This is a genomic window from Nostoc sp. DedSLP04 (genome assembly GCF_034530775.1).
GTDB lineage: Bacteria > Cyanobacteriota > Cyanobacteriia > Cyanobacteriales > Nostocaceae > Nostoc.
Genome location: NZ_JAVRCL010000074.1, coordinates 1 through 22184, shown reverse-complemented (window position 1 = coordinate 22184; position 22184 = coordinate 1). Strand labels below are relative to the sequence as shown.

The 22184-nt window shown below is 40.9% G+C and carries 25 protein-coding genes; 14 read left to right on the top strand and 11 right to left on the bottom strand.

The window, feature by feature from the left end; all coding sequences use genetic code 11:
• Positions 1-8 precede the first annotated feature (8 nt).
• Entirely contained in the window at positions 9-584 is a 576-nt protein-coding gene (locus RMX89_RS29830) for a DUF411 domain-containing protein (RefSeq protein WP_322691482.1), read from the bottom strand.
• Positions 585-1830: 1246 nt separating this feature from the next.
• Here RMX89_RS29830 and RMX89_RS29825 point away from each other — a divergent pair.
• Positions 1831-2436 (top strand): HPP family protein, encoded by a 606-nt coding sequence (locus RMX89_RS29825; protein WP_322691481.1) that lies wholly within the window; start codon positions 1831-1833, stop codon positions 2434-2436.
• Between the two features lie 27 nt (positions 2437-2463).
• Here RMX89_RS29825 and RMX89_RS29820 read toward each other — a convergent pair whose 3' ends face one another.
• Positions 2464-2667 (bottom strand): ChaB family protein, encoded by a 204-nt coding sequence (locus RMX89_RS29820; protein WP_322671445.1) that lies wholly within the window; start codon positions 2665-2667, stop codon positions 2464-2466.
• Between the two features lie 56 nt (positions 2668-2723).
• Between RMX89_RS29820 and RMX89_RS29815 the strand changes: the two genes are divergently transcribed.
• Positions 2724-2861, top strand: coding sequence for a hypothetical protein (locus RMX89_RS29815; RefSeq protein WP_322691480.1), 138 nt, complete (start codon positions 2724-2726; stop codon positions 2859-2861).
• Positions 2862-3002: 141 nt separating this feature from the next.
• On the opposite strand, the gene RMX89_RS29810 is transcribed toward RMX89_RS29815, so the two are convergent.
• Positions 3003-3464 carry a pyridoxamine 5'-phosphate oxidase family protein gene (locus RMX89_RS29810; protein ID WP_322691479.1) on the bottom strand — a complete coding sequence of 154 codons (462 nt, stop codon included), beginning with the start codon at positions 3462-3464 and terminating at the stop codon, positions 3003-3005.
• Between the two features lie 458 nt (positions 3465-3922).
• Between RMX89_RS29810 and RMX89_RS29805 the strand changes: the two genes are divergently transcribed.
• The 3 genes from RMX89_RS29805 to RMX89_RS29795 all read left to right on the top strand — a co-directional run bounded on the left by RMX89_RS29805 (position 3923) and on the right by RMX89_RS29795 (position 7295).
• Entirely contained in the window at positions 3923-4105 is a 183-nt protein-coding gene (locus RMX89_RS29805; protein ID WP_322691478.1) for a hypothetical protein, read from the top strand.
• 498 nt (positions 4106-4603) lie between these two features.
• Positions 4604-4981, top strand: coding sequence for a hypothetical protein (locus RMX89_RS29800; RefSeq protein WP_322691477.1), 378 nt, complete (start codon positions 4604-4606; stop codon positions 4979-4981).
• A 10-nt stretch (positions 4982-4991) separates the two neighbouring features.
• A complete protein-coding gene (locus RMX89_RS29795; protein WP_322691476.1) occupies positions 4992-7295 on the top strand; it encodes a caspase family protein in 2304 nt (767 codons plus the stop codon).
• 74 nt (positions 7296-7369) lie between these two features.
• On the opposite strand, the gene RMX89_RS29790 is transcribed toward RMX89_RS29795, so the two are convergent.
• Complete coding sequence (locus tag RMX89_RS29790) at positions 7370-7654, bottom strand: type II toxin-antitoxin system PemK/MazF family toxin (RefSeq protein WP_322691475.1); 285 nt, start codon at positions 7652-7654, stop codon at positions 7370-7372.
• Positions 7639-7881 carry a DUF2281 domain-containing protein gene (locus tag RMX89_RS29785; RefSeq protein ID WP_322691474.1) on the bottom strand — a complete coding sequence of 81 codons (243 nt, stop codon included), beginning with the start codon at positions 7879-7881 and terminating at the stop codon, positions 7639-7641. Before RMX89_RS29785 ends, RMX89_RS29790 begins: the two co-directional genes overlap by 16 nt.
• A 360-nt stretch (positions 7882-8241) precedes the next feature.
• Here RMX89_RS29785 and RMX89_RS29780 point away from each other — a divergent pair, with 360 nt between their 5' ends.
• The 6 genes from RMX89_RS29780 to RMX89_RS29755 all read left to right on the top strand — a co-directional run bounded on the left by RMX89_RS29780 (position 8242) and on the right by RMX89_RS29755 (position 13040).
• Positions 8242-8457 (top strand): bromodomain-containing protein, encoded by a 216-nt coding sequence (locus RMX89_RS29780; RefSeq protein ID WP_322691473.1) that lies wholly within the window; start codon positions 8242-8244, stop codon positions 8455-8457.
• Positions 8458-8518: 61 nt separating this feature from the next.
• Complete coding sequence (locus RMX89_RS29775; RefSeq protein WP_322691472.1) at positions 8519-9070, top strand: alpha/beta hydrolase; 552 nt, start codon at positions 8519-8521, stop codon at positions 9068-9070.
• A 184-nt stretch (positions 9071-9254) separates the two neighbouring features.
• Complete coding sequence (locus tag RMX89_RS29770) at positions 9255-9827, top strand: HdeD family acid-resistance protein (protein ID WP_322691471.1); 573 nt, start codon at positions 9255-9257, stop codon at positions 9825-9827.
• A 140-nt stretch (positions 9828-9967) separates the two neighbouring features.
• On the top strand, positions 9968-10099 hold the full coding sequence (locus RMX89_RS29765; RefSeq protein ID WP_322691470.1) for a hypothetical protein: 132 nt from the start codon (positions 9968-9970) through the stop codon (positions 10097-10099).
• A gap of 12 nt (positions 10100-10111) precedes the next feature.
• A complete protein-coding gene (locus RMX89_RS29760; protein ID WP_322691469.1) occupies positions 10112-12220 on the top strand; it encodes a glycoside hydrolase family 10 protein in 2109 nt (702 codons plus the stop codon).
• Between the two features lie 382 nt (positions 12221-12602).
• Complete coding sequence (locus RMX89_RS29755) at positions 12603-13040, top strand: NUDIX hydrolase (protein ID WP_322691468.1); 438 nt, start codon at positions 12603-12605, stop codon at positions 13038-13040.
• A gap of 99 nt (positions 13041-13139) precedes the next feature.
• Here RMX89_RS29755 and RMX89_RS29750 read toward each other — a convergent pair whose 3' ends face one another.
• The 3 genes from RMX89_RS29750 to RMX89_RS29740 form a co-directional block, all read right to left on the bottom strand.
• On the bottom strand, positions 13140-13931 hold the full coding sequence (locus RMX89_RS29750) for a GH25 family lysozyme (protein ID WP_322691467.1): 792 nt from the start codon (positions 13929-13931) through the stop codon (positions 13140-13142).
• A 101-nt stretch (positions 13932-14032) separates the two neighbouring features.
• A complete protein-coding gene (locus RMX89_RS29745) occupies positions 14033-14674 on the bottom strand; it encodes a DUF4232 domain-containing protein (protein WP_322691466.1) in 642 nt (213 codons plus the stop codon).
• A gap of 132 nt (positions 14675-14806) precedes the next feature.
• A complete protein-coding gene (locus RMX89_RS29740; RefSeq protein WP_322691465.1) occupies positions 14807-15622 on the bottom strand; it encodes a class I SAM-dependent methyltransferase in 816 nt (271 codons plus the stop codon).
• Between the two features lie 461 nt (positions 15623-16083).
• On the opposite strand from RMX89_RS29740, the gene RMX89_RS29735 reads away from it, so the two are divergent.
• Positions 16084-16632, top strand: a complete 549-nt coding sequence (locus RMX89_RS29735; protein ID WP_322691464.1) for a pentapeptide repeat-containing protein — start codon at positions 16084-16086, stop codon at positions 16630-16632.
• 151 nt (positions 16633-16783) lie between these two features.
• Here the strand turns inward: RMX89_RS29735 and pip are convergent, their stop codons facing one another.
• The 3 genes from pip to RMX89_RS29720 form a co-directional block, all read right to left on the bottom strand.
• Entirely contained in the window at positions 16784-17722 is a 939-nt protein-coding gene (gene pip, locus RMX89_RS29730; protein WP_322691463.1) for a prolyl aminopeptidase, read from the bottom strand.
• A gap of 111 nt (positions 17723-17833) precedes the next feature.
• The gene (locus RMX89_RS29725) at positions 17834-18784 is read right to left on the bottom strand and encodes a MoxR family ATPase (RefSeq protein WP_322691462.1); all 951 of its coding nucleotides are present in this window, start codon (positions 18782-18784) and stop codon (positions 17834-17836) included.
• Positions 18785-18870: 86 nt separating this feature from the next.
• Positions 18871-19965, bottom strand: coding sequence for a DUF4350 domain-containing protein (locus RMX89_RS29720; RefSeq protein WP_322691461.1), 1095 nt, complete (start codon positions 19963-19965; stop codon positions 18871-18873).
• 284 nt (positions 19966-20249) lie between these two features.
• On the opposite strand from RMX89_RS29720, the gene RMX89_RS29715 reads away from it, so the two are divergent.
• Both RMX89_RS29715 and RMX89_RS29710 read left to right on the top strand, forming a co-directional pair.
• On the top strand, positions 20250-20396 hold the full coding sequence (locus RMX89_RS29715; protein ID WP_322691460.1) for a hypothetical protein: 147 nt from the start codon (positions 20250-20252) through the stop codon (positions 20394-20396).
• Positions 20397-20408: 12 nt separating this feature from the next.
• Entirely contained in the window at positions 20409-22133 is a 1725-nt protein-coding gene (locus RMX89_RS29710; protein WP_322691459.1) for an ELWxxDGT repeat protein, read from the top strand.
• The last annotated feature ends 51 nt before the right edge of the window (positions 22134-22184 follow it).

The window sequence follows — 22184 nt, the reverse complement described above, 5'->3', positions numbered from 1 at the left end:
TAATTCACTCAGGACTCACCAGGATACTTATTGAATACTGCAACTGAGTTCTTGCGATCGAAAGAAACCACAGAAAACGGGTCTTTTCGATTCCCCATTTCCATCCCAGGAGTGCCTACAGGCATTTGCGGAACAGATAAACCAACAACATTTGGCTTTTCTTGAAGCAGACGTTTGATGTCGTCTGCTGGGACGTGTCCTTCAATAACATATCCATTAACAATTGCCGTGTGGCAAGATGACAAGTTATCCGGCACGTTGTAATTTTGTTTGACTGTTTCGATGTCAGGTGTAGAAAAATCTGTGATTTTAAAACCCTGTGTCTTTAAGTGTTCAATCCACCCGCCACAACAGTTACAATCGGGACTGCGATATACAGTGGCATTTAGCACTGTTGATTTTGATGGTGTCTGTTGCTCCTGGATGTGACTACTGCTAAAAACAGCTTGAGCATGACTCATCGGAGCAGTGCTTCCCAAAATGCTCAACACCCCTAATGTTAGAACCACTATTTGCACAATGGCAGGCATCAAGATGGGAAGTAACCATTTTTGCCAGCAATAAATCAATTGTTTGTGTGACATCTGATACTTCCTAAATACAACATTGCTTCCAAAACACTCTGCGTTTAAACGGTTTTTTATTCCCCTTTCCCCTTTACCCTTTCCCCTTTAACCGAACCGTATTGCATCTAACGTCAGGCGAGTTGTTATTACATCTGAGGGACTGGTTTGAGCAAAGACTGCAATCAACCTTTTAAATAAACGTGAGTTCGATGAATCTCTCCCGGACAACCTCCCTCTCCCACAGGGCTACGATGTATACACAAGTCTCAAGTAGTTGATAAATCTCGGTTTTACCCCACCCTAACCCTCCCCGTATGTATTGGGGAGGGAACAAAATTTCCGGTTTCCCCCCTTTATAAGGCAGGGCTGTTTCATTCCCCAAAGAGCTTTAAAAATCAAGGGTTCTAGCAATGAAAAATTAGTTATTTTGTTACCAATGTGCCGAGAAAATGAACTATTTTACTGATATTTAAGTGCTTAAATGTTCATCTCATCGTCACCCTTACTTACAATTTTCTCGCTAACCATCTTGACAAATCCTGTTTGAAATGGAATGAAACAGCCCTGCTTTATAAGGGGGGATTAAGGGGGGTAATTTGAGTTGTGTGTACACCGTAGGGGTTGGGGGAGAGGTCAAAAAAGGGCTTGTCGAACTCACGTTAAATAATTAGCTCTAAAACTATTATTAGCAAATCTGCTAGCACCTTGAAGTTAGTAACAATATCTTTAATGTGACAACTCTCACCGCTAATTGCAAGTACTCTTAGCGGGATCTGCCAATCGGGAGCATTGAACCCCACGATTGGCAGCCCTCCTATCCCCTATCACCGCCAATTGGAGTACCTTGGAGGTTTAGATGGAACAAATTCAGGCAAATCATAAGTAATTATTATAGGTGGAATAGTTTTTTTTCTACGTAATATACGCTTTATTAAAAAATTTCCAAGATCCTTTAATGGTAGAATGTTATAAAATCATGACATTAAGCAATATTCTATTGGACTTGTTAATTTAGCGTTAATAGGTCTATGTAAATGTTGCTCTTAATGTCTTGAATAAATAATCTAGTCGATGCCTTATTTACAATCTGGAAAGTACTACTGTGTGCATTGTTATCTTTAATGTATAAACCGATTTAAGATACTATTTTTGCTAACAAACTTGAGATAGATGTGTTTGTTTATTTCGGTATTGATAACTAGCTACAGTATAATTTCACCACTGATATTTTCTAAGTTGATGCTTATTTATTATTGTGGAGTTTATGAAAGGAAATTTCCCAAAAAAGCGAACTAATTCTGCTTATTTAAGATTATTTAATTACAAAAATCTTCACTTGAAATTGAATAATTACTGGTTTAAGATAAGTGGAACCTGGCGGTCATGTCCTCTAACCTGTCCTATAGATAAACCTCATCACAAACATATTTTTTGGAGTTGGCTTGGTAGTTTCTTAGCAATCGCAGCAACGGCTTACCTGTCTGCGAAAACACATTCTCCTCTGCTTATGGCTCCGTTTGGTGCTACCAGTGTATTGATATTTGGCGTACCAGACAGTCCTTTGGCTCAACCCCGTAATGTGATTGGTGGTAATCTCGTAGCTGCCTTAGTCAGCCTAATTATTTTACATCTTTTCGGTTCATCACCTTGGACAATGGGAATGGCTGTTGCTACTGCCATTGGGATGATGCAGCTGACTGGAACTCTACACCCACCTTCAGGAGCAGTTGCCTTAGTTGTGATGATGACAAAAGCTCCTTGGCAATTTCTATTAACACCTGCTTTACAAGGTTCTATTATTTTGGTGCTTTGTGCTGTGGTTTTTAATAATCTGGCACAAGAGAGGACTTATCCCAAGCATTGGCTGTAAGAAAACCTTATCGAACCGTATTGAATTCTATTCTGGTTTTTTGTGCCAATGCCCATCATCGCCTTTTTCGTAATCGCGTTTTACCGCACTCCAAGCGACTCGAAAGGCACGTTCTTCTCCACCATATTGTTCTTGAGCGCTGTTAAATGCAGCCCGGAAAATTTCTTGGGCGTGTTTGGGTAAGTTTTCTTTGACTGCATCTGGTAAGTCTGTAATTTGTTTGTAAGGCATAAATTTTATTTCCCCAGTCTCATAGTTGTCCTTTGCTTTAAGGTGGAAAACCATGTTTGCTTCTGCCTTCATCAGTATCAAACTTTAGAAGTTTTGAAGAGTTTAAAACCTTCATCAGCAGCATATTGGTGACAGCGATCGCACGCACACCGCTTGCATTAGTTAAAAGCCGGCCGCAGGCAGGCGATCGCTGAATTTTTAGGCAGTGCTTTCAGTTACTCAATACCCCCAACAATTGCCACAATTTCGTCCAATAATTACAAGTCTTAAATAATTCGTCATTGAATTCTTAACTACGAATTACGAATTACGAATTACGAATTACGAACTATTAATTAAAGACGTGATGTTGTCAAAAAACTAATTGTTTGGGGCTTGAAACTCGATACACTATCCCAATAATTAACCTGGTTAATATTTACCTTCAGCAAAGCAATACCAGGTTCGTCTAGTCCTTTAGGAAACCAGGTTTGAAGTTCCGGCTTCCATAGCTCTCGCATTTTGTTGCGCTCTTTTACAAGTTGTGCTGTACCTGAGATCGAAACGTATCGCTGCTGTTCGGGTGAAGAGAAACTAATATTGACTTGCTCGTGGTGTTCAATTTCAGTCACCTTATGGGAATCAGAATAAGTAAAGAACCAGAGTATGCTATCAGAGTTAATCTCACCACTCTTTGACATGGGGTAACTATGCAAGCTGCCATCATCATCGACTGTAGTAAACATACCATAATCAATATCTTTGATGAGTTCACGCAGTTTTTGAATCTGTTGCTTGCGGTCAGTAGAAGTTGCCATTGTTTGTACTTTTTTCTTTATTTATCTATTAGTTGTCTAGGCTGCAATTTTTAATTGCAACCAGATTTAATTTTGATAATGTTATTTTTTAGTATTAACCTTTTTAGTTTAAATTGCGTGAGCCTAAAGGTGTAATTATAATAAAAGTAGCTTTTTTAGTTATATCTATAGAGATATTTGTTGAGAGTGACTATTCTATGCATAGACAATTTTTAGGTATAGTCAGGTTAGTTGTGTACTTATTTCTTTAGACATAAATTTGATAAATTTTGCACTAAATTCAAAGTGCCTCTGTAACTTTAGGCGATCGAGTCATAAATTAGCAGACATATAGGAATCCGGTTTGATTCGGAGAATTTACTTGCATGGGTAAGGAATAGGAAACAAGGCATAGATCCGTTTGAAAAAGTCAAATGCCCTTTGGCTTGTGGAAAACACTGAAATGAGTAACTAAACTGGTGTTTGAGAAAGCATTTAAGCCTTTTGCTTGCGGAAAATACCAAAATGAGAAAGCATTTAAGCCTTTTGCTTGCGGAAAATACCAAAATGAGAAAGCATTTAAGCCTTTTGCTTGCGGAAAATACCAAAATGAGAAAGCATTTAAGCCTTTTGAGAAAGCATTTAAGCCTTTTGCTTGCTGAAAATACCGAAATGAGAAAGCATTCAAGTGTTTTGAGAAAGCATTTAAGCCTTTTGAGAAAGCATTTCAGTATTTTGAGAAAGTATTTTAGTATTTTGATAAAGCAATTAGGCTTTTTGATAAAGCAACCAGTAAATATACCTGAAGATTAAAAATCACGGCTGTACATAGCTTGCTTCCCGTTCGCCCTTCGCGTTCTGTAGACAAGGGTACAAAGCCGACGCTTAGATATTCTGCAACTGTAAAATTTTATAATATGACATAGCAATAGCGATCGCTCTCATATGGCTAAATAAACCAAGTAAATCAAAATCAAGCCTAGCTTGCTCTAGTCACTAATAGTATATATTTTTACTTGACAGTACTCTTCCTCTTCATAGCACGCTATACATCTTGTCAAAATTTATATTTATGACAATCTAGACCGGAATTATTACTAGTTGGATTGTATAAGATACTTATGATAATTTAAGCATTAACCACAATTAGAGGTGTAAGAATGGCGAGTACATCCAATGTCCAGATTACCATCGCCTTGCAAGAGCCTGATTTAGATGACGATGAACTGCAAGACGAAACGCAGAAACTATTGCAACAGATGCTGGAACTGGATGAAGTGGAAGATGCTAGTCTTTTCCGTGAAGCAAAAGCACCAGCAGACAGTAAGTCACTTACAGGGCTAGCTGTGGGTTGGCTAACAGCCCAGGTGAATGCCAAGAATATTAAAGCATTGATGGGATTTTTAGGCGATCGCCTTGGCAGCAAAACCATTGAACTAGAAATAGAGGCTAATGGCAAGAAACTGAAAGTCAAAGCCAGCAGTCGGCAAGAGTTAGAAGCAGCAATAGAGGCAGCACAGAAATTCGTAGCAGGGTAGAGTATTTCAAATGGCAAAAGTAGCATTGCTGATTGGGGTGAGTGAATATGAGCCTGGGTTAAACCCGCTACCTAGTGCTGTAAAAGATGTTGAAGCGATGCAGCAAGTGCTGTTACACCCAGAAATGGGCGACTTTACTGAGACAGATATTGTGGTGCTAAAAAACCCCCAGCGCCAAGATATGGAAGAAGCTATAGAAAATCTATTTGTCCATCGTCAAAAAGATGATCTGTTAGTTCTCTTTTTCTCTGGTCATGGGATTAAAGATGACACTGGTAGACTTTTTTTAGCAACGCGCACTACACGCAAAACTCCAAGAGGAGATTTAATTCGCTCATCAGCAGTAGCAGCCAGTGTTGTCCATGAAAGCATGAGCCGCAGCCGTTCTAAACGGCAAGTGGTGATTCTCGACAGTTGCTTTAGTGGTGCTTTTGCTGAGGGTTTATCAGCCAAAGACGACGGTGCTGTAAATATCCGTGAGCAATTAGGAGGAGAAGGGCGAGCTGTTCTCACTTCATCCAGTTCAACTCAATATTCTTTTGAACAACAGGGATCAGACCTCTCAATTTATACCCGTTATTTGATTGAAGGAATCACAACTGGGGCGGCAGATATAGATGAAGATGGCGTTGTCTCAATCGACGAGTTGCATGATTATGCCAGTAGGAAGGTTAGAGAAATACAGCCGACGATGAGGCCAGAAATCTACACAAGTAGAGAGGGCTTTAAGATTCGACTTACAAAAGTTCCGCAAGGTGATCCTAAACAGAAGTATCGCAAAGAAGTGGCGCGATACAGTAATCGTGGAGATGTTACTTTTGTGGGTCGCAAGATTTTAGATGCACTCAGAAATCGCTTAGGAATATCAGAAATAGAAGCAACTGCAATTGAAGATGAGATGTTAGCAGTTGCTCGTCAGGAATTTAGACAAAAGTTACAGCAATATGAGCGAGACTTTACTGAAGCACTTCAGCAGACAGTAGCCCTAAGTGAAGATGATCTTAATGCACTAAGACAGAATCTTCAGCAAATTTTGGGGCTGAGGAATGAGGATACAATGCCAATTGAGGCGCAGGTTAAAGCAAGAATTGAAGCATATAAGCGACACCTTCAACACTACAGACAGTTGTTAGCTAAAGCAATGCGACAAGAGTATCCCCTAAGTCAACTTACTCGCCATCAATTGCAACAGATGCAGCAGGAATGGCAACTTAAGAATGAGGATGTAGCTGCAATTGAAAACAGCCTTACAGCAGAGGTGGAGGCATATCGACAAAAGTTACAGCAGTTTGAGCAGGCATTTACAATAGCAGTGCAGCAAGAATATCCTTTGAGCGAAGCAAAGCATAACCAACTGTGGCAACAGCAGCAACTCTTAGGTCTAAAAGCTGAAGATATTCACCCAATTACAGCCCGAATTACAACAGAGAGAGAGGCATATCAACAAAAATTGCAGCAGTATGAACAAGTAATAACTCAAGCAATTGAGCATCAGTACCCATTCACGGAAGAGATTCGTGAAGAGTTAAGGCGATATCAGCACATTTTGGAAATTAGGGATGAAGAAGTAGCGCGAATTGAACAAAAAGTTGTTCGACAAAAAAACACAAATCAGCCTCAAATTCAGCAGTCAAATACTTATGAACCATCAGTAGCCCAATCATATTCAATTAATATAGATGCCGATACGTTTTTGGAAGAGGTAAAAGCAGATGAATTCCCGACTCAGTTTTTATCAAGGCGAGTAACTCAGGTAATTCCAGAAACTAAGCCAGTCAAAACTCCTAAATTACCCTTATATTGGATAGTTTCATTAATATTTGTGGTGGCAGCAGGTTTTTTAGGATTGTTCGTCAGGCAACTGCGAGGAACCTTTCCAATTTTTTCCAATCCCTTACAAACTCAAAATCCTATCATCGAAGCGACACCTACGCCGCGATCGCTAGCTAATCTTTCTCCTGGTTGGGTAATTAAAACCAATAATGACATATCCTTGGGAAACAACCAATCACTCCCCCGTGGGGCTTTTTTAGAAGTTATTGAGAAAAAATTAAATCCAAATCCTGCTTCTGGCAGTTTTTTGGTGTCTATGCGAGTTTGTGCCAATAAAAGTACCCAAACTTCAGCTAATCCTAATAACCCAGCTGTAACTACCTCAGTTCCCCCAAATTCAAAACCTTTGCCAGCAACAGTATTGCTAAACTCCTCCCAAGTCAACCGTTTTGGCGTTGTTTTACAATCAGACGCGCCAAATCCATGTAGAACTGTGACGCAACCACCAATTATCGAATCATCTGACACCAGTCCAACTTAATTAAATACTGGATACAACTACGGGTTTGAGTACTGTATAATTTCAATAATTTTATTAATAACCTCTGTTAATTTTTAAAATTTTATTTGACCTGCTTTATATAAAACAATTTGTTTGTCAGCAGTAAAAATTCGATTTGGTCTAATATTACTTAGCTGATTTAATCGACCGTAACTAAAATCACTATTATCTAGTTGAATCGCATAAATATCGCCAACAGCTTGGCTAGTAATTTGGCAAAGAATCAGATCATCTCCCTGAAGAGTAGCAATAACTAAAGCAGGTCTGCGTTTTGTATCAGTTAAATCCGAAAATGGAAATGGAACAATAACAACATCACCTTTTACAAATCCTGCCACGCTGAATCTTCCTCTGGTCTTAACCAATCTTTTTGCAATGATGATTCACTCATAATGGTAATTTCTAAGGTTTTTTCTTTTTGGTACTTGGCTTGTAAGAACTGAACAAAATCTAAAATTTCCTGTAACAGAGGTTCAGGTAATTTTTCTAGCTCTTGTGTAATCTGTTCTTTAAGCATAATTATTTTGTTTTGTGCTTTGGCAATATCTAAAATAATATTTATCATATCTGTTTTTGAATAAAATTATAAAATCAAATAAATTCTACTTTCTAAAGCTTAAAGCTAATATACTCATCCTGCACAAGGCAGAAGCAGCAAAGCTTTAATAGTGAAAGTTTATTAAGATATTGGAGATGCGATCGCATCTCGTGACAATCGTTAATTACATTTGCGATCGCCACTGATGACTTGTTATATACTTGTTAAAGTATTAAAATTTACGCAGACAAGTATTCTTACTCTAGTAGGTTAAATTTATACCTTCTGAATGAGCTTCTTCACCCCATAGCAGGAGTATCACTTTCTATTCAGCGTCTACTATAAACAATTAGGAAATAAAATTGCAGTATATCTGGCTTTTAAATTATGGACTGGAAGTACAGGTGGAAAAATGGTTATCGACCAAGCCGAGACGAAGCAGCAAAAAATCCTCATTTGTTAGATGAGAGCCAGTTCGAGAACGAACAAGACCGAAAGCTGGCTGAAGAAACTACAAGGAAGCATTTGGGCGTACCTGCACCAACTTTAGACGAAGATAAATCAATACTACCTCAAGCAGTTTCGCCTAATAACAAAGTTTAACCCTAAGACATAGGCATTTTCTGCTTATGTCTGCTCCATACCATTATTTAAGTTTAACAAAATGCAGATTTCGCAACTTTTCAATCGATTAAATAATAAGAAATTTACTAAGTTACTTACTCAGACAGCAGCTTTAGGTGTAGGCGCTATTGTTCTATTCTCAACTACTAATGCTAATGCTGCCGAGCAAGTTATTTTAAAGTATGGTACTTTTCAAGGGCAAGTATCTGTTGAAGACTTAACTCAGTTTACAGAAACTGGCAAGACTACCCCAACATTAAGAGCTTATTTACAGGCGGCGCAACAAGACCCCGCAGTAGCTCGTAAGGCATTGAAAGCCCCAATAAAAGCTGATGCTGCCTTTTTAAATAGTTTACTAGCTAGTTGGGCAGGGCCAATTTTAGTTAACCAAATTGGTGAGGTAGTTCACCCTCCCGCAGGACAATTAGACCAGCAAGCGTTGCGAAGCGCTTTAAGTACATCTATTCAACAAAATGGTGAAGTGACATTACTTGGAGCCATTCAGAATTATCCAAATACTTCTGTTGAACTTGAAGGAGATCGTCTTATTTCTGTTTATGAACGCCTTAGCAGTCTTGCAGAACTCTTATAAAGGTCACTTAGAGACAATGCAGTTGCGATCTGATGATTGATTTAGTATCTCAATAGTCGTAAATTTTAGTCACGATCGCAATGAAGTTAATACTGATGAGTCTGTCTTAGGGTTCATACTGTGTTAATTAAAAATTCCCTAATCTAAATGTAGAGTTTAGTCTAAAAATAGGAAAGTGATTTTTATGACAACCGATCTTTCTAGAGATACTAAGAAAAATGTGAATGGGTCACTGATAACAGGTGTTCTTTTGAGTATTTTAGGGGTTATTGCGATCGCAGCACCTAATTTCACCACCTTATTCGCCGAAACTTGGATTGCAGCGATTTTGATTTTTGCCGGATTTACAAAACTAGTTTATGCCACTCAAACCCGCCACCAAGGAGGTTTTATTTGGAAACTTCTATTGAGCGGGCTTTATATTGCAACAGGTATTATGCTGTTTGTTTATCCTTTTACAGGTGTACTCACACTAACTCTGTTGCTTGGTAGCTTTTTACTGGCTGAAGGTACATTCGAGTTAATTTTGGCATTCCGGTTACGTCCACAAGAAAACTGGACGTGGGTACTCGGTGATGGGATTATTACGCTGGTTTTAGGCGCAATGATTTGGTTCCAGTGGCCCTTCAACGCACCTTGGCTTCTGGGTACACTAGTTGGTGTCAGCATTATTTTCACTGGCATTTCCCGCGTGATGCTGGCGTTGAATGCGCGTTCTACCTCAAATCCTACTAATGAAGCTGCAAATCCTACTTAGTAGATAGGAGTGGGGAGTGGGGGAGAAATCAATTCAAAATTCAAAATTAAAGAACTTCTGCCTCCTCTTTCCCAATGACGCCACTTGCTCCACTTGGGGAGACCCCAAGACCGCAGTGGCTCCCCAATGCCCAATGCCCAATGCCCCATTCCCTAACTTACAGTAGTCAAAGTTTACAAGACGACATTGCAGCAGCGATGCCTACAGCTGGCTATGCCTACGCCAACAAAATTGCTAAATTAACAAAGGAAATCAAAATCAAGGCCAGCTAGCTGCAATTAACAATGGTATCTATTGCTACTCAATTCTCGGATATTCAAAACCATTGGGCACGCTCATTTATTACAGCCTTAGCCCAACGCGGTATTGTCAGTGGGTTGCCTAATGGCACTTATCGCCCCGATAATTCACTTACCCGTGCTGAATTTGCCGCTATTATCGCTAACGCATTTGGGACAGTCTCCAAGAAGCGGCAGTATGTTTCCTTTGTTGATGTACCCACGAATTATTGGGCAGCAGCAGCCATCAAAACAGCTTACGAAAAAGCATTTATTAGCGGATTCCCTGATAAAACTTTCCGTTCCGCTAACCGAATTACTAGGGTAGAAGTCTTGGTTTCTTTGGTAGCAGGCTTAGAAATTGCTACCAAGGTTAAACCTGACCTGCTCTCAAAACTCTCACAGATTTATCAGGATTCTGTACAGATTCCTGAGTATGGTAGAAATCATGTAGCTATTGCCACCAGCGCTGGATTGGTGGTTAGTTTCCCAAATATTAAATTACTCAATCCTAATCTCGCTGCTACTCGTGCAGATGTGGCAGTGATTATTTATCAAGCCTTGGTGTATTTAGGTCAGGCAGAAAAAATTGCTTCTAGTTACTTAGTACAGCCGCCAATATTAACGCCAACTCCAACACCAACTCCAATTCCAACTCCAACTCCAACTCCAATACCAACTCCAACGCCAATTCCGATACCAACTCCAACGCCCACACCTATCGGCAGCGTTAGGGTAAATCATAGCCGGGAATTCCGGGGAGCATGGGTAGTATCTGTGTGGAATGGTGATTGGCCTTCCAAACCGGGACTTAGTGTTGCTCAACAAAAAGCAGAACTTACGGAGATTATTACTAAATTACAAGCGCTAAACTTCAATGCTCTGATTTTCCAGGTGCGACCGGAGGGAGACGCTTTGTATGAATCTCGATTAGAGCCTTGGAGTGCTTGGATTACAGGAACTCAGGGGAAAGCACCAGAACCATTTTACGATCCTTTAGCGTTTGCGATCGCAGAATGTCACAAGCACAATATTGAACTCCATGCTTGGTTTAACCCCTACCGTGCTAGCACTTCCACCGACCCAGCTAAAACAGTCCGTCCCCACATCGCAGCTACCAATCCAGAAAGCGTTTATTTGTGGAAAACACAACGCTGGATGGACCCAGGACTAAAAATAGTTCAGGATAGAGCGTATAACGTAATTCTTGATGTAGTGAAGCGCTACGATGTTGATGGCATTCACTTAGATGATTATTTCTATCCATATCCCATTGAGGGACAAGCTTTCCCCGATGATAAAACCTACGCTGCATATAAAGCAGCTGGTGGCACACTCAGCCTTAACGATTGGCGACGAGACAATGTTAACAAAATGGTACAGCGCCTCTGGCAAGGGATTAAAACAGCCAAACCCGACGTAAAATTTGGTATTAGTCCCTTTGGAATTTATCGCCCCGGACAACCCGCTGGTATTACTGGGTTGGATGCTTACAACGTGCTGTATGCTGACTCCAAAAAATGGTTAGAAGAAGGCTGGATTGATTATATCGCTCCTCAACTTTACTGGCGCACAGACCAACCACAACAAAGTTATCCAGCGTTGCTACAGTGGTGGACACAGGTAAACACAAAGCAAAGACACGTTTATGCTGGTAACAATTTGACAGAACCAAGCAACAAGAGTCGCGAGAGTGATGAGATTGAAAAGCAGGTAAAAATTAGTCGTAGCCAAGCTGGACGATTGTCACTGGGGAATATCTTCTTTAATCTCAGTGTTTTGACAGAAAATAGTCAGGGCATTGCTGATAAATTTCAAAGTCTGCTTTATAACAAACCTGCCTTACCACCGACTTTGCCTTGGCAGGATACAACACCACCATCTCCACCCATTGGACTACAAGTCAATAACCGCAAACTGAGTTGGCAGCCTGGAGATAATCAGCCAGTTCGTTCCTGGACACTTTATCGGCTGAGTGGCGATACTTGGACAATTCAACGAATTTTATCTGCTGGTACAACATTCGCTACCGTCCAACAAGCCGGAACTTATGCTGTGTGTGCAGTAGATAGATTAGCTAACGAGAGTTTGGGAACAGTTATTACAGTTAGTTGAACAAAAGTGCTGCCAGATTCGCGATAACTTTATATATATGGATACAACTGACGAATAAAAGTCAGACTCCTCAAGATAAAACTAGTCTAATAATAGTGTAACTGCGGCATTAAAACCATCATCACCCGCTCAAACACTGATGCTAGAAATTTTTTGAATAAATAGCTTGCTACCCTTACGCTATCCGCTAGTTGCACAAAATTCATTCTGAATATTGGCTCCTGACTCCTGAATTCCATTCCGATAATTAACTCTTATAAGTAAAAATCTGTTTTTAACCTTTTCATAACTTAAGATTAACCAAAATTTATCCGGTATCAGCTCTAGAATTTCTGAAGTAAACATTGTACAAAAAAGCTAGGACGTGCAGGATGGAAATTACATGAGTCGAAAAGCCAGTAAAGTGTTTATACAGTCTGGGGTAATTCCTTACAGAGTGAACAATGGTAAAGTTGAAATCTTGCTAATTACAACTCGTGACTTTCAACACTGGGTGATTCCAAAAGGAGATATTCCTAATGGTATGAGTCCACCTGATTCCGCAGCCAAAGAGGCGTGGGAAGAAGCAGGGATAATTGGGCAAATAGATGCAAATGAACTGGGAACTTACAAGTACCGCAAACAAGGCAAAATTTATTGCGTCAAGATGTATTTATTATCAGTTGATATGCTGAGTGAAGATTATCCAGAAGCAACTAAAAGAAAACGGCAGTGGGTAGAAGTGAATAAAGCTATTAGGCGGGTTAAGTTTAATTCACTCAAACGAATCCTTAAAGGTTTTTTCCAGGTCGAATCTCAATTTTGTTCATTACGATGTTAAGCAACAACCACAATAAATTAAAGTATATTATACAATATAAAATTAATTAAAGGTTTGGAGCCGTTGACCACAAACCTTTGTTTATTCACACCTACTTACTTAAATCCATAGCAAAGCTATCCAAGTTTTTATACCGACAATTCCATCAGCTTGCAATTTTTTAGATGTTTGAAAACTAACAATTGCATTCTTAACTGACTCAGAAAAACGCCCATCGATGGCATCAGTATATAATCCAATATCTTTTAATTGCTGTTGTAATTGTTTTACTCTTAGCCCAGAATCTCCTAGCTGCAATCCATTAAATCTATTCAAATCGGCTCGACCACTAACACCAGTTACACCAGATATATCACCTTCATATTGATGGATTAAGTATTGTCCTTGCCAAGCACCAGGAATAGTTGGGTTCCTAGTTCCGTAGTGGGCAATCCATAACGGATAACTAGCAAAATCAGATGGATTCCCAAGTTGTTCCCAAAAACTGGGGAAGGTATAAATAATTGGTTTGATTGGTTTTTTTGTTTGTTGCAAAAGGGCTTTTTCCACCTCTGCTAACCACTGCTTTGCTCCATTAATTACAGCTTGGCTACTTCCTTTGTCAGTTACTTCTACATCCAGAACTGGTGGTAAGTCTCCCGCTTCTAATTTGCCCAGCGTTTTTAAGAATTCTTTTGCTTGCTGAACCGGGTCAGATGTATGAGGGTGAAAGAAATGATAAGCACCCCGAATCAGACCAACAGCTTTCATGGTTTGCCAGTGATGAGCAAAAGCAGAATCTTTAATGCTTACTCCTTCTGTGGCTTTGACAAACGCAAAGGTTTTACCAGAGTTTTTTACTGCCGTCCAATCTACTCTGCCATCTTGATCGGCAACATCAATTCCTTCCATAAAATTTTTTAACCTTTTTGATGAGTACAATCCTGAACTTATCAGAGGCTTTGATTAAATTTATGCTTTTTCTGGGTATTTGAGTAAATTACAGAAATTTACTAGGGTTGAGTGTTAACGGCTCGTACTGGAGTCACTCTAACTTTGCCCGTACAAGGTTTGATTTGTTCTGTAAGGGTAAAGTGCTCGTAAGCATTTGGAGGTGTGATTTGAATTTTACTAGACATTGGGCAATTTTGATCTGGGGAACTAATGTGGTTGTAAGCTATTTGAAATGAGGCTTGTTTCCCAGGAGCTAGAGTTACTTGTTGTCGAGGTTGCTTACTCGAAAAGTAAGTATCCTTGGAGCGAATAATTTTAATTTCCTGCAAAGGTTGGTCTTTGGCATCCAGTAGTCCCAATCCCGGATAACCGTTGAGGGTGCAAGGGGATGAGCCGTTATTAGTGAAGGCGTAAGTAAGTGCAACATTCCCAACGCCAGCATCTTCGGAAATTCGGCGCACTGACAATTGCCTAGTTTCACAGCGCGTCGGATTCGTGGCAATAGTGGCTTCAGGGGTAGAATGCTCTATAGGTTTTGCAGTCGGTGTAGGTGTTGAAGTCAACACAGCTTCTTTCGTCGGCTGTTCAGTGCTTGCTGGCAAGGCTTGCGGCTGTTTTGTAACAGAGGAAGAACCGACACAGCCAGTTGTCATTGCAGTTAGGAGCAACAACATACTGCTTTCCACAATTAAAATTCGCATATCTTCTTTTTTTGTAGTGAACTACTTACACTGATGCTTCATATACAGTATAAGTTTCCAAATTTACAAGGGTTATGCACGTCCGCTCCAATGACTTGTTCTGCTGCATCATTACATAACGAATTCAACAGCTTATCCATCTTTTTGGGCAACATGAACAGCAGAAAGAAATGAGAGGTTTACACTATCTCCAAAGTTCCTCAGCTTTTCCCGCAATTGTGCAAATAGCAACTCCTTTGCCTTTAGCTCCAGTCTGCTCATGGTACTTAATAGCTTAAAGAAGTCATCGATGCTGTACGTCACCTCACACGCGATTTGCTCAGTCACTAATTTCTTAAAATAACCAGAGTCTAGAATGTCTTGTTTAAACCCTCTCAAAATTTCCGCTTGAGTTTCTGCACCTTCATAGCGGACAAGTGAGGGAGCATAAACTTGATACACTTGCTCGATCGCTTGGTAAACTTCATATTTGAGTTCAGGTCTCAGATTCCATAGTAAGATGAGAAACCCGTTGTCGCGTAATGCCTTCGCTGCCTTAGCATACCGAATTTCTGACGGTATCCAGTGAAAGGCATTAGCTGATAGAACGGCATTAAACTGTTTTGCTTCCAGTTCCCACTCCTCAAATGAGGTGTTGTGGATTGCAACGTTTGGATAGGTTGCACAGTTGCGTTGTGCCAAACGACAAAAATCTTGGTTTGGCTCAATACACGTCATTGAAAAACCAAATTGAGCAAAATCTACCGTCGCATTTCCTGGACCACAACCGACCTCAAGAATCGATGCATCTGAGTCAAGTTGGGCTAAAACGACAGACCGCTTAATCAGTTGCTTTGGATATTGTGGTCTAGCGTTGTAATAAATATCAGCTACGGGAGAATACCAATTTCTTCGCTGTTCTAAATCTATAGAAGCTCTGGCATTTATTTCTTGTTTAGAGTCTTGCATAAGCTAGTTTTATTAGCTTTTGAGTTTAACTTCATTTTATTTAGTTTCGTGGATCAAAGACCAATTTAATATCGATTGTCGCGATACTGTTTGCAAGATTACCATCAAACAAAGTAGGTACTGCAAAATCCCTTCGCATCCTGCTAAAGATTGCCTTGTCGTGGGTTTGATTTTACATCCCCGCCCCCGAAGCTAAGTATTCAACCTAATTAAATATTATCTGTTGCTTCAATCAAAGCGCTATACTGCTTTTTACAATTAGAATTCGCATATCTTCTTTTTTTGTAGTGAACTAGTTACACTGATGCATCATATACATTGTAAGTTTCCAAATTTACAAGGGTTAGCATTGCTGTGTATACACCATCTTTAGTTTAGGTATGAGTGATGCCATTGAAGCTCAGGGCAGTACCTTTATCTGTTGTTTGCACATATATGTTAATTAATGCGGGAGGTAAATAATGGTCTGGGAAATTACTGCTGAGGAGTTGCTGGAGCGCTATGCTGATGGGGAACGTAACTTTGCTGGAATCAAATTGGCTGATTATGGACTCTATGGATTTCGCCGCTCCAAACATAGTGGACTCGATCTTGATGGTGTGGTTTTGCGAGATATCAACCTGCGAGGGGCTGATTTGCGTAGTGTCTATCTAATTGGAGCCGATTTGACTGGAGCCGATTTGGGTGGTATTTTCTTGGAAAGTTGTTGTTTGGAAGGAGCAATTATCCGCGATGCTAATTTGTTTGCTGCTAATGTAACGCAAAGTTCCTTCGAGAAAGCCGACTTGCGGGGTAGCATTTTGAGTGAGATGAATGCCACGTTTGGCCATTTCTGGGAAGTTCAAATGGGAAGTCTTGAAAATGCTATTCTCGCTGAAGCTGATTTCAGAGGCGCTCATACCGATGACGGCTTGATTTGCCGAGGCATGAATTTGATTTGGAACACCACTGTGCCCAGTGGAACTGTCATTCGCGGTCCCCAGTGGGGGAATGGTCGTGATAACAGATGATAAAAATTCCTCATCTTTTGCCACAAAAATAATTGGGAATGTCAGCTTGAATTTACCTGGCATCCTGCTAAGGATTTATTGTCGTGAGTTTGGTCTTACATCCACTCCTTTAGCTAACTCTCCCATCCCACAGGCTAAATATTCAAGCGAATTAAATATTATCTGTTGCCTCAATCAAAGCACTAACAATTCCTGGTTCACTCATCGAATGTCCGGCATCAGGAACCACTATAAATTCCGCTTCTGGCCAAGTTCGATGTAATTCCCAAGCTGATATCATCGGGCAGACTACATCATAGCGTCCCTGAACAATTACAGCCGGAATATGGCGGATGCGGTCTACATTTAAGAGTAATTGATCTTCTGTTTCCAAAAATCCCTTATTCATAAAGTAATGGCATTCAATCCGAGCAAAAGCTGAAGCAAATTCACTCTCACCAAACTTTTGCATGAGTTCAGGATCGAAGAAAAGTCTACTAGTACTAGCTTCCCAAATTGACCAAGCACGCGCTGCTGTTAATTGAATTTCTAAATCTGGATTGGTCAAGCGTTTGTAATATGCTGCGATTAAATCGTCACGTTCATCTATGGGAATTGGTTTGAGATATTCTTCCCAAGCATCAGGAAAAATATAGCTAGCACCCTCTTGGTAAAACCAGCGCAACTCTTTTTGCCTCAGCATGAAGATCCCACGCAGAATTAATCCTGTGCAGCGAGAGGGATGGGTTTGACTGTAAGCCAATGATAAAGTGCTACCCCAACTACCACCGAAAACCGCCCACTTTTCTATACCTAAATGTTGGCGTAGTTTTTCGATATCACTAACTAAATCCCAAGTGGTGTTTTCTCGTAATTCGGCATGGGGCGTACTTTGACCACAACCGCGCTGATCAAACATGACTAACCGCCATTTTTCTGGGTGGAAATATTGCCGATAAAAAGCTGGACATCCACCACCAGGGCCCCCATGCAGCAAAACGATGGGTTGACCTTGGGGGTTTCCTGACTCTTCAAAATGGATAGTATGAAGGTCGGAAACTTGTAAACTACTTTCTAAGTAAGGCTCGATCGCTGGGTAAAGTTGTCGCATCTTGGATATTTTATCAGTAATGTTGTGATGGCGATCGCTATGTCTTGGTGAAACAACTCCCCTTCTCCCAAAATTGAGATAAGAGGGATTTACGTCAGAGGTTTAATTTTTTTACCTTGGAACTGGTACTTGATTAATTACCGACGCAATTACCGCATCCATTTGTAAACCATCCAGCATCGCTTCTGGTTTCAATATGAGACGATGACGTAGCAACGGTGATGCAACTGCTTTTACATGATCTGGCGTTACAAAATCCCTTCCCGCTAACCACGCTAATGCTTGAGATGTCTGCAACCAAGCACCGGTAGCGCGGGGTGATGCACCCAAAGTTAAATCGGGATATTGACGCGATGTTCTCACCAACGCCAACAAATAATCAACGATCGCTTCTGATACTTTAACTTCTTTGACTGCTTGTCGTGCTTGCAAAATGTCGGCTACTGTTGCGATTGGTTTCAAACGGCTAATATCTAAACGTCGTGCTGCAAAACCCGCCTGACGATTGAGTAACATTTGCTTTTCAGCAGCTTGGTCGGGGTAATCTACCATCAGCTTAAATAAAAATCTGTCTAACTGGGCCTCTGGTAAAGGATAAGTACCCTCAAATTCTAGGGGGTTTTGGGTTGCAATTACCCAAAATAAATCTGGTAAAGGCAAACTTTCACCATCCAGTGTTACCTGCATCTCTTCCATTGCTTCTAGCAGCGCCGCTTGTGTCTTGGGTGGAGTACGGTTGATTTCGTCTGCTAGCAATACTTCAGTAAATATTGGCCCTTTTTTCAAAGTAAAATTGCGGCTATTCAAGTCAAAAATATTAGTACCAGTAATATCTGAAGGTAAAACATCTGGTGTTAATTGAATCCGGCGAAAATCTCCTTGAATTAACTGCGCCAACACTTTTACTAGTAGAGTTTTCCCAGTTCCCGGTACTCCTTCTAAAATTACGTGTCCACCCGCTAGCAGTGCTACTAAGAGTTGCTGTATTAAGCTAGATTGTCCGACAATTACTTGACTAAGACTTTGACCAAGACGAATTAAAATAGGATGTGTTTCACTCATATTTTTGTTTATAAATCATTGACTTAGAAGTACTTAGGCACAAAGATATTATGCACAATTCCAAAAAATTAATTACGAATTACGAATTACGAATTACGAATTTCCCTAATGCTTCGCCATTTTCCCAACCAGCTTAACAGGTCTCGTTCACTGATGGGTTGTTTGCGAGATTGTAGCTTTAAAACTGCATCTAGTTCGGCTGCACTTGCACCTGTTTTTTCCATCCAGAAATCGATCAAGGCTTGACGTTCTAATAGTACTTGCCCTAATCCCAAGACTTTTTGGAGTTCTAGTTGTTCTTGTTTACCCACCATTTCAACAACAAAGTCGGTGGTATCAGCTTTCTGCAACACCCCGGCTAAAGCTTGGATGTATGCTTCGCTATTATCTACAACTGGTGTATCTAAAGCTACTGGCTTACCAAAGCGGCGATTCTGCGCCCAAACTAGCACTAATAGCAGGATACCTACTTGTATCAAGATTGGAAGTAAAGGAGTTTTGGCAAAAAAGCTAGATAAATCTCCTTCGCTTTCTTTCTTCCTGATATCGGCATCTTTATAGCCGTGGATGTATTCATCGACAAAGACTGTGTTACTTTTTTCAGTAACCAAACTAGCTAAATACTTGAAATTACTTAAATAATCTTGATAGGCATTGGCAGCTAAATAAGGAGTGGTAGAAAAAATCACCTTTCCTTTTTTGTAATTTTCTTTCCAGACAACAGCACCAAAGCGATCGCCTAAATTAACTTGCTGGGAGTTAGCTTTTTTATATCGTCTACGTGTATCAATTTTAATATCACCTTCAGGAGATTTTTGCATAGTGCTAAACTCCGCTTCTGTAACCCGTGCCTTTGCACCCAAAATTACCAAAGTATTCCCTTTTTCTACCCATTCCCGCTCTTGACTATCCAGTGTCGTTTCTCTGGGATAGCCGCCTACTTGTAGGAAGGTAACTGGGTTGTTCTCTGGCTGAATATCACTAAAAGGCTTTTGCCAACGCTTGATAGAAATTTCCTGTTGTTGCATAAAAGCGTACCAAGCACCATAGCCATCAGAGTTACGGTTATAGGTAGAGCCAGCGTTAATTTTAGTATTATTGGGAGCCGCGAACAAACTAAGTAAAACGATCGCAGCGAGTGCGATCGCTCCCATCCAAGCAAGGCGATTTGGACGTTTCATTTTCGACTTTCATAGCCTTTGAATATCACTGTTAATACTTACTTATTTTTCAGGCAAAGTCAAAAATATAATTAACTTTATCAATACCTTGTCCTTTAGGACACGCTACGCAAACACCAATTTACGAGGTTCGGCTAAGTTGAATCGAGACAATCACCAAGATTTCTCTTTCATTCCTTCCAACGGGTTATGTTCATATCCGTGTCGATATTGGTTGATATGGAGTGCTTATATTAACTAAACCAAATGAGCTTTATCTAAATCAAGTATAAAATTAGACATATTTGCCGAGGCTGTTTAATTTAAAAAAAAGCGAAGCTTGGGAGTTAAGCGATCGCATCGCATATTTACATAGCAAGAAAAATAGCGATCGTCCTTGGGGCGTCTACCAACGCCTGATTTCCCTTGTGATTCTGAATCTAGAAGTTTAAGGAAAAACGGTTATGCCAGCAGAAGAACCATCGATTATCCTCATCAAAGATATCAATACCAATAGAGCTTCCTCAATTCCCCAAAATCTGACGAATGTCAACGGTACGCTGTACTTCAGTGCCACTAACAGCAGTGGGGGCACTGAACTGTGGAAGAGTGATGGTACTGAGGCTGGTACAGTCCGTGTCAAAGATATTTATACTGGTACGGCTAGCTCTTACCCAGAATATCTGACAAATGTCAATGGGACGCTGTACTTCAGTGCCACTGACAGCAGTGGAGGCACTGAACTGTGGAAGAGTGATGGTACTGAGGCTGGTACTGTCCGTGTTAAGGATATCGTCTCTGGTACGCAGACCTCTAAGCCGCAAAATCTGATGAATGTCAACGGCACACTGTACTTCAAAGCTTCTGACAACACTGGTGGTTTTGAACTGTGGAAGAGTGATGGCACTGAGGCTGGTACTGTCCGCGTCAAGGATATTGTCTCTGGTATCAGTGGCTCTGACCCGCAAAATCTGACGAATGTCAATGGCACATTGTACTTCAGTGCTACTGACAGCAGTGGAGGCACTGAACTGTGGAAGAGTGATGGCACCGAGGCTGGTACTGTCCGCGTCAAGGATATTGTCTCTGGTACGGGTAGCTCTAGCCCAGCATCTCTGACGAATGTCAACGGCACGCTGTATTTTGTTGCCTCCGACAGCAGTGGGAACAATGAACTGTGGAAAAGTGATGGCACTCAGGCTGGTACTGTCCGCGTTAAGGATATTAATACTGGTGCGGGTGGCTCTAACCCAGCATATCTGACGAATATCAACGGTACACTTTACTTCAGAGCTTATGACGGTGCTGGCTTTGAACTGTGGAAGAGTGATGGTACTGAGGCTGGTACAGTCCGTGTCAAGGATATTTTCTCTGGCATGGGTAGCTCTTACCCAGAATATCTGACGAATGTCAACGGCACGCTGTACTTTGTTGCCTCCGACAGCAATGGCGATCGCGAACTGTGGAAGAGTGATGGTACTGAGGCTGGTACAGTCCGTGTCAAGGATATTTTCTCTGGCATCGTTAGCTCGAACCTGGCATATCTGACCAATGTTAACGGCACGCTGTACTTCAGAGCCTATGACAGCAGTGAAGGGGTTGAACTGTGGAAAAGTGATGGTACTGAGGCTGGTACAGTTCGTGTCAAGGATATTAATACTGGCACCGGTACTTCCGATCCGCAAAATCTGACAGATGTCAACGGTACACTGTACTTAAATGCCACCGACAGCAGTGGAGGGGTTGAACTGTGGAAGAGTGATGGTACTGAGGCTGGTACCGTCCGCGTCAAAGATATTTTTTCTGGTACGACTGATTCTTACCCCAAAAATCTGACGAATGTCAACGGCACGCTGTACTTTGTTGCCACCGACACTAGTGGGGGGACTGAACTGTGGAAGACTGATGGCACTGAGGCTGGTACCGTCCGCGTCAAGGATATCTTCTCTGGGATGAGTGGCTCTTACCCAGCAAATCTAACGAATATCAACGGCACGCTGTACTTCAATGCCACTGATAACACTGGGGATCGAGAACTGTGGAAGAGTGATGGCACTCAGGCTGGTACTGTCCGCGTCAAGAATATTAATAGTACGGGTAGCTCTAACCTGGCATATCTGACGAATGTCAACGGTACACTGTACTTTGTTGCCACCGACACTAGTGGGAGGACTGAACTGTGGAACTGACTTTTCCCGTTAAGTCTCTTTTGCAAGCAGCCAACCTTCACAAAGGTCATG